At 43.5% G+C, this 13,256-nt stretch carries 11 protein-coding genes; 3 read left to right on the top strand and 8 right to left on the bottom strand.

Annotated features, from left to right (window positions below; translation table 11 throughout):
- Positions 1-11: 11 nt before the first annotated feature.
- Positions 12-530, bottom strand: a complete 519-nt coding sequence (locus R2Q66_RS16945) for a low affinity iron permease family protein (protein WP_316751154.1) — start codon at positions 528-530, stop codon at positions 12-14.
- Positions 531-704: 174 nt separating this feature from the next.
- Between R2Q66_RS16945 and R2Q66_RS16950 the strand changes: the two genes are divergently transcribed.
- Positions 705-1,277 (top strand): DUF4142 domain-containing protein, encoded by a 573-nt coding sequence (locus R2Q66_RS16950; protein WP_316751156.1) that lies wholly within the window; start codon positions 705-707, stop codon positions 1,275-1,277.
- Positions 1,278-1,346: 69 nt separating this feature from the next.
- Here R2Q66_RS16950 and R2Q66_RS16955 read toward each other — a convergent pair whose 3' ends face one another.
- Positions 1,347-2,810 (bottom strand): L,D-transpeptidase family protein, encoded by a 1,464-nt coding sequence (locus R2Q66_RS16955; protein ID WP_316751157.1) that lies wholly within the window; start codon positions 2,808-2,810, stop codon positions 1,347-1,349.
- Between the two features lie 197 nt (positions 2,811-3,007).
- Entirely contained in the window at positions 3,008-3,514 is a 507-nt protein-coding gene (locus R2Q66_RS16960) for a DUF892 family protein (RefSeq protein WP_316751159.1), read from the bottom strand.
- Positions 3,515-3,719: 205 nt separating this feature from the next.
- Here R2Q66_RS16960 and R2Q66_RS16965 point away from each other — a divergent pair, with 205 nt between their 5' ends.
- Positions 3,720-5,321: a Na+/H+ antiporter gene (locus R2Q66_RS16965; RefSeq protein WP_316751161.1), complete on the top strand. Its 1,602-nt coding sequence runs from the start codon at positions 3,720-3,722 to the stop codon at positions 5,319-5,321.
- A 91-nt stretch (positions 5,322-5,412) separates the two neighbouring features.
- Positions 5,413-6,864 (top strand): cardiolipin synthase, encoded by a 1,452-nt coding sequence (cls, locus tag R2Q66_RS16970; protein WP_316751163.1) that lies wholly within the window; start codon positions 5,413-5,415, stop codon positions 6,862-6,864.
- Positions 6,865-6,905: 41 nt separating this feature from the next.
- Here cls and R2Q66_RS16975 read toward each other — a convergent pair whose 3' ends face one another.
- The 5 genes from R2Q66_RS16975 to R2Q66_RS16995 all read right to left on the bottom strand — a co-directional run bounded on the left by R2Q66_RS16975 (position 6,906) and on the right by R2Q66_RS16995 (position 13,077).
- Positions 6,906-7,199 (bottom strand): DUF6122 family protein, encoded by a 294-nt coding sequence (locus tag R2Q66_RS16975; RefSeq protein WP_316751164.1) that lies wholly within the window; start codon positions 7,197-7,199, stop codon positions 6,906-6,908.
- Positions 7,200-7,412: 213 nt separating this feature from the next.
- Positions 7,413-10,097, bottom strand: coding sequence for a magnesium-translocating P-type ATPase (gene mgtA, locus R2Q66_RS16980; RefSeq protein WP_316751166.1), 2,685 nt, complete (start codon positions 10,095-10,097; stop codon positions 7,413-7,415).
- On the bottom strand, positions 10,094-10,804 hold the full coding sequence (locus R2Q66_RS16985) for an MgtC/SapB family protein (protein ID WP_316751168.1): 711 nt from the start codon (positions 10,802-10,804) through the stop codon (positions 10,094-10,096). The genes mgtA and R2Q66_RS16985 overlap by 4 nt, the downstream gene beginning before the upstream one ends.
- A gap of 222 nt (positions 10,805-11,026) precedes the next feature.
- The gene (locus tag R2Q66_RS16990) at positions 11,027-12,394 is read right to left on the bottom strand and encodes an ATP-binding protein (protein ID WP_316751170.1); all 1,368 of its coding nucleotides are present in this window, start codon (positions 12,392-12,394) and stop codon (positions 11,027-11,029) included.
- Positions 12,391-13,077: a response regulator transcription factor gene (locus tag R2Q66_RS16995; RefSeq protein ID WP_316751172.1), complete on the bottom strand. Its 687-nt coding sequence runs from the start codon at positions 13,075-13,077 to the stop codon at positions 12,391-12,393. Before R2Q66_RS16995 ends, R2Q66_RS16990 begins: the two co-directional genes overlap by 4 nt.
- Positions 13,078-13,256: the final 179 nt, after the last annotated feature.

Raw genomic sequence — 13,256 nt, forward strand, 5'->3', positions numbered from 1 at the left:
TACAAGCCAAATCAGGAGGTGGTATCCGACTTCTTTAATTTTTTCTTCGGAACCTGAGGTTCTTCCGGCTCTTTTTCCCCCGCTGCGATATGACTCTTTTTCAGTTTATGATTTCGTACTGCCGCATCAATAGAGTGTGATTTATGGATATCCAGTTCGGCTTCGGCCTCATCTGCTAACTTTTGATAGTATTTATGCAGCAAATCCAGCTCAGTTTCTGTCAGGTCTTCAATAGCAACCATCCGGTTACTGGCATGTCTGCTGGCTGCAATCAGCTCATTTAATTTCAGTTGAATGGCCTTGGAGTCTTTGTTCTGGCTTTTCTGAATCAGGAAGACCATTAAAAAGGTAATGATGGTAGTTCCGGTATTGATCACCAGTTGCCAGGTGTCTGAGTAGTCAAATATAGGTCCGGAAAGCACCCATACGATCACCACAAGAAATGCAGTACAAAATGCCACCGGACTCCCGGTCCAGTTGGTGATCTTAGTCGACGCTTTCTCAAAAAAGTTTCCTTTGTTATTTTTCATGTGATATTGTTATATGGTCTGGTATAAAAAAACAACATCCCTGCCCTTAAAAAGTTTCAGCTGCCCGGCCAGAGAAAATCAGTTCCCTCATCCACCGTTTAATTTCTCAATTCCTCAAAACATTTCAGTTGCTGAGTTGTAATTACACTAACGCTAAACTATAAATCAAGCACTATGAAAAACAAACATTTACTAGCTATTTTCACCCTGGTGGCAGTCTCCTTTTCCGCTTGCCGGAATACAGATAAGATCAATGCTGCCACTACTGATTCTACCATTGCAGAGGTTATTCCTGATACCGCAGCGATAGACAGAGGGGAAGGTATCGGCACTTTCCTTGTTGAAGCAGCAAAGGATGTGAATATGGAACTCGCTTTAGGAAAGCTTGCCGCAACAAAATCTACCAATAAACTGATCAAAAGATATGCGGAAGTAATGGTGAAAGACTATACTAAAACAGCCGCTAATTTAAAGGCATTGGCGGAAAGCAAAAAGGTTGCTTTACCCACTGCACTTCCTGAAGCAGCTCAGAAACACATTGATGAACTTAAAGTAATGGAAGTTGCTGCCTTTGAAAAACACTATATCGGCATGATGATTAAAGACAATGCCAAAGCAATTGACCTTTACAAATCAGCGAGTGTAACCGGTGATTATAAAATCAGGGATTTTGCCGTTAAATCCTTACGCATGTCTGAACGTCATTTCAAACGTGCCAATGAAATCAATGCTGATGCAGGATATTAGCGCTTAAATTGATCCGGGTTTATGAACCCTTGATACCTCAATCCGTCATCTGTTAGATGACGGATTTTTTTATTCCGCAATCATTTCACGGGCTTTCATCTCTTTATACAGCAGCAGATCCAGTCCGTAGATGTCGTTTCTGATTTGCAACACCCCTTTATCATCCATCCAGGCGGTAATATAAGTCAGGTAAACCGGAATTTTTACCGGTAAACCGATGTATTTGGCTCTTGGATAAGAACGATCCATGGCGGTTTTAATCAGGTCGAAGGTTTTCCCGGGACCAAATAAAGCAAGCGCAAGATCCTTCGGTTTTTCTACCCGCACACAACCATGGCTAATGGCCCTGAGCTTTTTCTTAAATGCAGACCTTGCCGGGGTATCATGCAGGTAAACACTGCTGTTATTGTTAAAGATAAATTTGATTTTGCCCAGCGAGTTCTGTTCGCCCGGACGTTGCTTAAAGGTATATTGTGAAATGTCAGCAGTAGCCCAGTCTATCTTTTGCGGAGAAGAAACCCGCTTACCAGCTTTGTAAACGTCGATATCATTGTTGCTAAGGTAATAAGGATCATTCTCTGCATACCTGGAAATCTCTTTCCGGGCGATACTGGCCGGAATATTCCATATTGGATTCACCTGAACACTATAAATCGTACTGTTCAGCTGAGGGGTCTCTTTGGTCCCTTCCGGATCAGCATCCGTCCGGCCCTCTCCCACACAGACTTTCATTTGCAAAACAGCTGCTCCCTTTTCTATGACATCTAAGGTATAATCCGGAATATTAACGTTGATATACTTCGGGGCATCAGGCTTATTCTTCCAGCGCAAACGCTCCATATTTAACTTAATCGCTTGTGCCGCATCGGCTTTATTCCTGTTGATAGCGCCAATACCTGCTGTAAGCGCCTTTTGTAAGGAGAGATAGGCTGCAGATGAGGGTTGTATGCTGTCGAGAAAAACAAACAGATCAGAGGCGCTAAAAACCTGCATTATTTTTGAGCTGTCGGGCGCCTCCGTTTTGAGGAAATAATTCTTATCGAGACTATCAGGTCTGATGACGCCATACTGCATGGCCTGACTATACTTTAGCAAGGCAGCAGCCAGCAATAGCTCCAGTTTTACTTTTTCCCGATATTTTAAGCTGGAATTTTTCTCCTGCTGCTCTTCCATATCTCTGATCCGCGATCCGATTTCCCTCAGGTAGAAATAATTGGTATCCAGACCATGAAGCTCAGTATTCCTCAGATACTCCGCAATTAATGCTGGTTTGAAGCCTTTTCTTTCCAGCAAAAAGGGTTTATAATGCTGCTTTTGATACAAGCTATCCAGCCATTGGGGATATGCCGTACGGCTACGGTCTTCCGATAAATAGCTTTTAAAAACCTCAGCAGAATCATTCTGGCGTCGACTCACTTCCTTCTCTTTCGCAACTTCCCTGGCCAGCGCAGCAGCTTTCTTAACCTGAGCAGCATTTTCATTAACATCAGCGGCTGTTCTCCAGCTTTCATCCGGACGATAAGTTTCGGACATAACCGATTCTTTAGGGCGTTTTACAGCACAAGAACACAAAAATGCCGCAGCTACCAGTAAAAAAACAAAACCTTTTTTTACCTCTACTCCAAAAACAACCCCCTTTAACATAGACAGATAGATGTAAATCTTTAACACCGGATCAATTCTATTGTTTCCAATCTCTCGTAAAAAACTAATAAAAAATTTAAGATATGTTATTTTGCTGCCGGATTTATAAAATTTCTGGCAATCTCTGTGAGGTACAAATCGGTTCTTTTTTCATCCAGCAGGCATTCTTCGAGGAGTATCTTCACTTTATGGTGCTGTAATTCAGTCGCTAAAGACATCAGATTTCCGTAGCAGGCAATTTTATAATGCTGAATAATCTGTATCAGACAAATCAAAGCAACATCTCTTAATGGCGATCCCGTTTCCAGGTCCCTGATCATTTCCGCAGCTTTCTCTGTTAAACAGCCAACAATTTCGCATTTACCATGGCTACCATCTCTGTCGAACCGCTCCATAATCGCGGATAAATGTCCAAGGTGCTTCTCTGTAGTCTGCATGTTAACCATCAACACTTCCATCAGCGCTTCATGCGCGGCAGCAATACCCAATGCAGCAAAACATTTCATAAAGTTTCGTTCTGCATGGTAAATATCTTCCAGTCCATTGAGGAAGAAATCCTCTAACCCTGGTCTTTTCCTTATCTCTTTCATCATAAAGGATTTTATTCCATAATTCAGAAATTCCCCAACCTAAATTTCGTCAAATAAACAACAAAACGCAAGTAATTAGTTGTAATTACAGCCTGTAATGACAAACCACGCATTTAAAAAACCGAATTTATTCTAAAGCAGCAGGAGTAGATTTTTATTATATTGAGGGCTATTTAGATTGTTCACCTGAAAACTAATCTGCGAGCTTATGTTCAGCGAAACCCTCCTCCTGGTATTGGTGCTTCTTTTCGCCGTATTCCTATTGACTATGCTGGCCCAAAAGCTAAAAATCTCTTACCCTATCTTTTTGGTAATCGCCGGACTAGGCATCAGTTTTATTCCGGGAATCCCCAAAATTGAGATTGAACCGGAAATGGTCTTCCTGATCTTTCTTCCCCCTTTACTGTATGAATCTGCCTGGTATACTTCCTGGAATGACTTCTGGAAATGGCGCCGCCCCATAGCAATGCTGGCCTTTGGCCTCGTATTTTTCACTTCAATTATCGTCGCTTTTGTGTCTACCGCCATGATTCCCGGCTTCACTTTAGCCATGGGCTTTCTTTTAGGTGGGATCATCTCTCCACCGGATGCCGTTGCCGCGAACTCCGTGCTGAAGCACATCAAAATCCCAAAAAGGTTAACCACTGTGCTCGAAGGCGAAAGCCTGATCAATGACGCTTCCAGTTTAATTGTATTCCGATTTGCCCTGGCCGCCATATTATCCGGACAGTTTTCTATGGAACAGGCCATCGGACAATTTTTCCTATCCGCTGGAATGGGCGTGCTGATTGGCCTGGTCATTGCCCATATCGTCTATGTTGTGCACCGTTTCCTGCCTACCACTCCCAGCATTGATGCCGCCCTCACTTTAATGACCCCATATTTTATGTACATCGCCGCAGAGCATTTCCACTTTTCCGGTGTCATGGCCGTCGTTTCCGGCGGTTTATTTCTCTCTTACCGCTCGCATGAAATCCTTTCCCATAGCGCCTCCAGAATTCAGGCCATCAGCGTCTGGGCTACTCTGGCCTTCGTTTTAAATGGCCTGGTGTTTATTCTGATCGGTTTAGAGCTTCCCGTAATCATGGAAAGTCTGGGTAATTACGCCATCACAGAAGCCATCAATTATGGCCTGATCATCAGTATGACCATCATTATCATCCGCCTGCTGTATACCCTGCTGCTGGCCTATATCCCCGTCTGGCTTGGCAATACGAAACGTGCTGATCCTGTAAATCCATTGTGGAAAGGATCCGTCATCGTAGGCTGGGCAGGAATGAGAGGAGTCGTATCTTTAGCTTCCGCACTCTCTATACCCCTATTATTGCGCAGTGGCGAAGCTTTCCCCCACCGCAGCCTGATCCTTTTTATCACCTTCATCGTGATCCTGGTGACCCTCGTTTTTCAGGGACTCACCTTACCTATGGTCATTAAGTGGACGGGGATCAAAGACATTGAAGATTTTGCACCTGAGGGAGAACAGGAAGCTGGTATTCGTTTGAGACTGATGCAGGCTGCACTGCGGAGATTGAATGAGAAATTTGCCACTGATGCCACAGAAAATGAACTGATCGGATTTTTAAAGAAACAACTGGAAAGCGATATTTCCATTACCAACCAGCAATTGGAATCATTGGAATGTGATACTACTGAAAAGGTAGAAATCGCCCGGTACAATACCGTCTTGATGGACATTTACAGCATCCAGCGTAAAGAACTATACCAATTGCGTAAAGAAAAAATGTTCAGTGATGAACAGATTCGTAAACAGGAAAATCAATTAGATTTAGATGAAGCACGATTAACATAGCAGGGCAAACATTTGTAATTATTATAAGTTATCTTCCCATAGACCAAACAAAACCTACCTATTTCGGTATATAATGTAAATTGCCCCTTTTATGAAATGGATTCTTGTTTTTGAAATTGCTTACGTACTCTTCATTATTGCGGTTTGTCTCCGCATCATCTATGATACCAGATCCGTCAGCAAAACCCTGGCCTACCTGTTGCTTGCTGTTTTTTTACCCATCGTAGGCGTTGTCATCTACTTTTCATTTGGCATCAATTACAGGGTCAGGAAGATCTACAATAAAAAGATCATCTCCGATGAAAAACAACTTCAAAGGGTCACTTCCAGGATCATGAAGAATTCGGAAAAAACCATTGAAGAAATGAAGCCAGCTCTTCAGAAGTTTAAAAAGCTTGCTCAATTACTATTAAACAGCAATACCAGCGGACTAACCGGAAACAATGAGGTGACCTTGCTGATCAACGGAGAACAGAAATTCCCGAAAGTATTACAGGCCTTACGTGATGCAAAACACCATATCCATTTAGAATATTACATTTTTGAGGATGAAAAGATTGGCAATGAAATCAAAGACATCTTAATTGAAAAAGCTTTAGCAGGCGTACAGGTCCGGTTTATCTACGATGATTTTGGGAGTCGCTCGATTAGAAAGAAACTGGTTCCTGAACTTAGAAAAGCCGGGGTTCAGGCTTTCCCTTTTTACAAGGTGATCTTTATTGCCCTGGCCAACCGTCTCAATTATAGAAACCACAGAAAAATCATCATCATTGACGGCAATATCGCCTTTACAGGTGGCATCAACATCAGCGACAGGTATATCAACGACCCTAAATACAACGACCGCCTGTTCTGGAGAGATACCCACTTAAAAATCAAAGGAACCGGCACACACTACCTACAGCACCTTTTTATATCCGACTGGAACTTTTGTGCCGAAGAAGATTTAGCTATACAACCGGAGTTTTTCAATTTTGAGGAGAACCTTCAGGGGAAAGTCGACTTACAAATCGCAGCCAGTGGTCCCGATTCAGACCATCCCACCATCCTGCTCAATCTGATCCAGGCCATCGGTATGGCAGATCAGGAGATCCTGATCACCAGCCCCTATTTCATCCCCGGAATCAGCTTATTAGATGCACTTTATGTAGCTGCACTCAGTGGAGTAACCATCAAACTGCTGGTTCCTTTTGAATCAGATTCCGTTTGGGTTGCTGCCGCAGCCCGCTCCTATTATCAGGAACTACTGGATGTGGGGGTAGAAATCTATCAGTATCAAAAAGGTTTCATCCATGCCAAAACCATGGTGATTGACGAACAACTTTCCTTTGTCGGAACCGCAAATATGGATGAACGTAGTTTTGAACTTAATTTTGAAGTAAATACCGTGGTTTATGATGGGGAAATCGCGAAGCAACTCAAAGCCGCATTTGAAGATGACCTCCAGGTTTCCAGACTCATCGATGCCGCCGCCTGGACCGCAAGGTCTGCCTGGGTGCAGCTACCGGAAAAAGTAGCGCGTTTGCTATCTCCACTTTTATAAAGCGGTTTATTACCCTTTCAGATCTGATTACAGCACCCTGGTTACATAAAGCAATCCAGATAATCAAGGATCATGTGGATCACCAGACCTACCCCAACAATCCTTGTTTTTGGAAAGAAAAGCAGAATCACATATACCCCAATGGCGTAGTAGGAGTGCAAAGGGTGGTACCCGATACTACAACGGTTAGGATCATAAATCGGCACTGCCAATAAATGATCCAGATCCACCGCCATGGTAGCCATCATGATCAGCCAGGATTTAACCAGGCTCTTCCTGTAAAAAAGAAAAGCCACTATTGCAGGTACCAGGAAGTGTAGGAAAATATGGAACATGGTTTCAAAGATACTGCTATCCAATTAAAAACATAAAGATTTCAAAACTTAAACAAATGCCAGGAGAGCAGGGCAAAACCCAGTCCCTGGCATTTATAGAAAAAACTATGGTCTGATCTCAGGAGATTTTCAACACCTAAATCGCTAAAACCCATGTTTACAAGGACTAAACAACGAAATATCTACTTTTTTATTTAAAACATAATCAGACACTTACAGCCACTGATTAAACTTTTTAATGAATAAAACTTTCACATACTGCGTCAACAGACAATAGGCAATCAGGATGGAAATCAACCATGGAAAATAGGCAAGTGGCAAGGGCGTTAACTTCAATACCGGGGCAAATGGCGTAAAAGGAATTGCGATTCCAACCAGCATCACCAAGGTAGTTAAAGCCATTACCGGCGCAGTTGCCCAGCTCTGAATAAAGGGAATTTTACGGGTACGAATCATGTGAACAATCAGCGTTTGAGACAATAATCCTTCTACAAACCAGCCGGTTTGAAACAGGCTTTGGTGTGCCGGACTATTCGCCTTAAACACATAAAACATAACTGCAAAAGTGGCGTAATCAAAGATAGAACTGATGGGCCCGATAAAGACCATAAACCTGCGGATACCTCCGGCATCCCATTTCTGGGGCTTCTTCAAAAAGTCCTCATCCATGCGGTCCCAGGGAATAGAAATCTGAGAAACATCGTATAGCAGATTTTGAATCAGCAGATGGATGGGTAACATGGGTAAGAAAGGCAAAAACGCACTTGCGCCCAACATGCTAAACATATTGCCAAAATTACTGCTGGCGGTCATTTTGATGTACTTAATGATATTTCCAAAGGTACGGCGCCCATAAATCACCCCTTTCCGTAATACCATCAGGTCTTTTTCCAGGAGAATGATATCGGCACTCTCTTTGGCAATATCAACAGCAGTATCTACAGAGATCCCTACATCAGCAGCTCTTAAGGCCGCAGCATCGTTGATACCGTCGCCCATAAAACCTACCGTATGCCCCTGTGCCTGCAACATTTTCACAATCCTGGATTTCTGAACAGGGCTCAGTTTAGCAAAAATACTGGCAGACTGCAATTTACCCGCAAGCTCCTCCTCTTCCATCTGATCCATTTCCTGGCCAAGTAGCACTTCCTGCCATGGAATTCCAACTTCTCTACAGATCTTTCTGGTCACCACATCATTGTCCCCAGTCAGTACTTTTACCGTAATCCCAAGTTCCTGTAAGCCCTCAATAGCGGGTCTGGCAGAAGGTTTTGCAGGATCTAAAAAACCAATAAAGCCGGTTAAAATCAGTTTACTTTCATCTGCAACGGTGTAATTGGAGGGTCTGGTTTCATATTCTTTGATCGCCACCAGCAATACTCTCAATCCATCTTCATTTAGTTTTCTGGAAGTTCGCAACACCGTATCCCGCATCCTGGCATCCATCGGCACTACCGCATCATTCTCCAGGTGTAACCGGTGGTTTTCTCCCGGCTCAAAAGCATGGGTACAGAGGTCTAGCATCTCTTCCAGGGCCCCTTTACAGATCAGGAGCTGCTTTCCGTTCTGCTGTTCCAGAATTACACTCATCCTCCTGCGCTGAAAATCAAAAGGAATCTCATCCACTTTGTTGTAATGCTCGTTTACCTTCAGGTAATCGTGCAATTCCACATGTTCCAACACTGCCAGATCAAGTAGATTTTTCAATCCGGTTTGGTGGAAACTATTCAGGTAGGCCCATTTCAAAACCTCATCATCATCTTCTCCAAAAACATTCAAATGGCGCTCTAAAATGATCTTATCCAAGGTCAGTGTACCAGTTTTATCAGTGCAAAGGATATCCATGGCACCAATGTTCTGGATGGCATTCAGCCTTTTCACGATCACTTTATGCTTACTCATATTCTTCGCGCCTTTGGCCAGATTGGCGGTCACAATCATCGGCAGCATTTCCGGGGTTAAACCCACCGCCATCGCAATACCAAACAGCAAAGCTTCAAACCAATCGCCTTTGGTAAGACCGTTGACCACAAAAATCAAAGGCACCATCACCAGCATAAATCGAATGAGTAACCAGCTCACTTTATTGACCCCTTTATCGAAACTGGTTGCTGTGCGTTTACCACTGATTGCAGTCCCCACAGCCCCAAAATAAGTCAGGTTTCCGGTGTTGACTACCATTGCGGTAGCGGTTCCACTCAACACATTGGTGCCCATAAAACAGATATTATCCAGCTCCAAAGGAGATTTATGATCGGCATCAGGGATAGGATCAGCCCTTTTTTCCAAAGGATGAGATTCCCCGGTCAGCATTGCCTGACTCACAAAAAGGTCTTTAGACTGGATCAGACGAAGGTCTGCAGGCACCATATCCCCTGCACTCAGGAATACCAGATCTCCGGGTACCAGTGCTTTCAAATCCAGTTCTTCTTTTCCGGGGCCTTTTCGCAATACCGTAGCCGTCGTTTTCACCATGCTTTTTAAGGCTTCCGCAGCGCGGTTACTACTGAATTCCTGCCAGAAACGCAGCAAAGAACTCAACACCACCATCAGCCCAACTACAATGACCGTTTTATAATCCCGCTCTGCGGCTTCTGCAAGTCCTACATCAATAATAAAGGAAAGAACAGCTAATGACACCAACACGGCAATAAAAGGGTTTAAAAAGGCGCTAAATAGCTGAACGTACCAGGAGGCTGTTTGTTCATGGGCAATTTCGTTCCAACCGAATAGTTTTCTTTTCTCTGCAACTGCTGCCGGCCCTAAGCCTTCTTTTCCGCTATTTAACATGGCATAGAAGAAAACAGGTTCCGTTCTGGCCACATTTCTCAGTTTCGTTGCACCTGCCTCCTCAAAGTCGGTCGCTGCATTTGGATGTTTCAATTTTAATCTTTTCATAACTCTGATTGTTGTCCTGTTAATTCCCAGCTTACCCGCATTACTTCCGCTTCAATGGTGAGCCTGCTCACCATTTTCTCCATTAATTCGTCCTGATTTCCTACGGCCAGGAGCTCCGCAGTGATGATGGCATTGGCCGGATCACCATTATCGCTACTGGTCAGCGCCCTCAACATTAGTTTTTCGTGATTCCCTAAATGCTGCAACAGCAATACGCGAATGTGATTCTCCACAAGCTCCTTACATTTGATCGAAATCAGATACTCGGTTTGTGCAGATTCACTTTTAGGAAAAAAGGAGTAATTTCCTAGTTTAAGACCTACAGGACGCAAGACCAGATGTGCCAGGATGATGAACGTGGCAGCGATGATGGCCTCCGCAAAGAAGCCCATCCCGGAAAGTGCACCAATGGCTGCGGAACACCATAAAGTGGCGGCGGTGTTGAGACCGCGCACACTCGTTCCGTCTTTCATGATCACACCGGCACCGAGGAAACCAATGCCGCTTACGATATAAGAAGCGACCCTGCCACTGGCGTCACCACCGATTTTTACGGCGAGGGTAATGAAAATTGCGGCACCTAGAGAGACCAGGGTATTCGTCCGTAAACCCGCCACGCGTTGGTGCCATTGGCGCTCTATGCCAATACCTGCGCCTAAAGTAAGCGCCAGTAATAAACGGCTGCTGAAGTCTAATGTACTTAACATTGCTTTTCAATATTTTTCCTTTTCAGGAAAGTATCAAAAACACTAGGCTGAGGAAGGAGGGTGAATAATTAATGGCTTATAACACGGAGGCTTGTCCATATGATTTGTTGATTTATCAGGCCACAAAAGTACCCTAAGCCCCTCAGAAAGGCAGTTAGGGCAACATTAGAAAATGATTAGAAAGTGATTAGAGCGAGGTGTTTTGAGGAAGGAATCCCTGCGCTAAACGTGTGTTAAAGTAACGATGAAGGTTGTGCCGGCTCCTTTTTCAGAAATCACGGAAATATCACCCTGGTGTAGGCCGATAATCTTTTTGGTTAAGGCAAGACCGATACCATTTCCTTCAGCATAATAGTGGTTCTCGCCTCTGTAAAAGGGATCAAACAAGCGTAGCCGGTCTTGTTCGGAAATCCCGATTCCCTGATCGGAAAACCGGAGGATGGTTTTATCCTGGTAATAAGAAATCGCAACGTTCGCCTCCTTATACTCAGAAAACTTACAATTGTTCTCCATCAGGTTGATAAAGGCGATTTTCAATAAATGTTCATTTCCCTGGATAGAAATGAAATCATCATCTTCGGCCTCCTGGTCAAAAATAAGGTTCACTTTATAGTCGGACTCATGCTGCAAAACTTCGTTCCGTGCATCTAGTAAGACCTCATCCAGGCGCAATTCCTGGAAGCGAATTTCCGTTTGATCGTAATTGGCATTGGCCAGATCTAGTAAACTGGTCGACAACCGTGCTAGTTTTCTCGCATCTTTTAAGGCCAGTTCAATGGCTTTCTGATACTCTGGCGCAGTTCTCTCTTTATTTTGTGAGATTTCCAGTTCCGCAATGACAGTAGCCAGAGGTGTTCTCAGTTCATGGGAAATATGGGAGACAAACTCTTTTTGTGCATCAAAAGAATGTTCCAGCCGGTCTAGTAAACGGTTAAAAGTGACGGCCAGTTCCCCGATTTCATCCTTACTATTTTCCACTTTTAGCCGCTGATCCAGGTTATTGGCGGTCAGTTCTTCAATTTCATCCACCATTTCTGCTACCGGTTTCAAAGCCTTTTTAGCAAAAATATAACCCGCGAAAACGGTCAGCACGATACTGCCCAATACAGAGAGCAACAATATAAAGCGGAGCTGATTCAGTTTTGCCAGTCCATATTCGTCTTTTGCAGCCGCAGTAACCACATAATCCTTTCCTTTGTAGGGATATAAGAAACCTACGGCCTGCAAGGGGCCCTGATTGAATTGAATCTCCCCTTTGCTTACAATTTCGGCGATCATCATTTTGGTCTCTTTGATCTTATCAATATTGACCGCATCATGGTACAATAAATGAAATGAGGTATCATAAACTGCTACTTCCTCCTGAAACAAAGAGTTTGGGGCATTTTTATAGATTAACTGTAAAACGGCTGGTGCTACTTTAGCATCCAGCAAAAGATTGGTTTTGGTGATGGCCAGTTGCTTTAACCGCTTGTAATACTCGTCTTCCCTGTTCTCTGCCGAAGAATAATAGATAAAAGCAGCAAAAGCGCAGATGATCAGCGTAAAAAGCAGGGTAAAAAGAAGGGTCAGTTTATAGCGGATTTTCATAGTAGTTCTTTAAAAATAAATCCCATTCCTGTCCGGGTATGAATCAATTTGTTCTCAAAGTTCTTATCAATTTTTTTCCTGAGGTAGTTCATGTATACATCAATAAAATTGGTACCCGTATCAAAATGGGTATCCCATACCTTTTCGGCGATTTCTGTGCGGGACAGCATCCGTTCTTTATTGCGCAACATATATTCCAGTAACTTAAACTCTTTAGGAGTCAGGCTGATTTCCGTTCCCATGCGGCTTACCACCTTCGTTTGAAGGTTCATTTCCAGATCTGCATATTTTAACAAAGTAAGCATTGGCACCTGTAAAGTACCGGTATTTCGGTTCAGCAACACCTTAATGCGCGCATGAAGTTCGCGGAAATCAAAGGGTTTCACCAGGTAATCGTTAGCACCGGCATCAAAGCCATCCAGTTTATCTTCTGTTGTCCCCAATGCAGTGAGCATGATAATAGGTAGCTCCGGCCATACGCCACGAATCTCCTTACAAAGTTCAATCCCGTTCATTTGCGGAAGCACAATATCAGTAATGATGAGGTCATACCGATTCGCAATCATTAATTTCTTGCCCATCAGGCCATCATAAGCCAGCGTTACCTGATAGCCATGTTCCTCCAATCCTCTTTTGATCAGTTCTGAAACACGAAGATCATCTTCAACTAATAACAAGTCCATATTTATCCTGCTTTATTTCCCTGCTGGAATCTTCCGGAAGGGCTATCGCCAAATATCCAGAATTATTTCTGAATTCGGCTGTTAAGGGGTTTTTAAGAAAAACTCAGTTCCTTGAATCATCAGCCGGTTATTAAAACAAAAATGCCGGATTCCTGAACAATTCAGCAACCCGGCATCTT

This window comes from Pedobacter gandavensis (assembly GCF_032677645.1).
Lineage (GTDB): Bacteria > Bacteroidota > Bacteroidia > Sphingobacteriales > Sphingobacteriaceae > Pedobacter > Pedobacter gandavensis_A.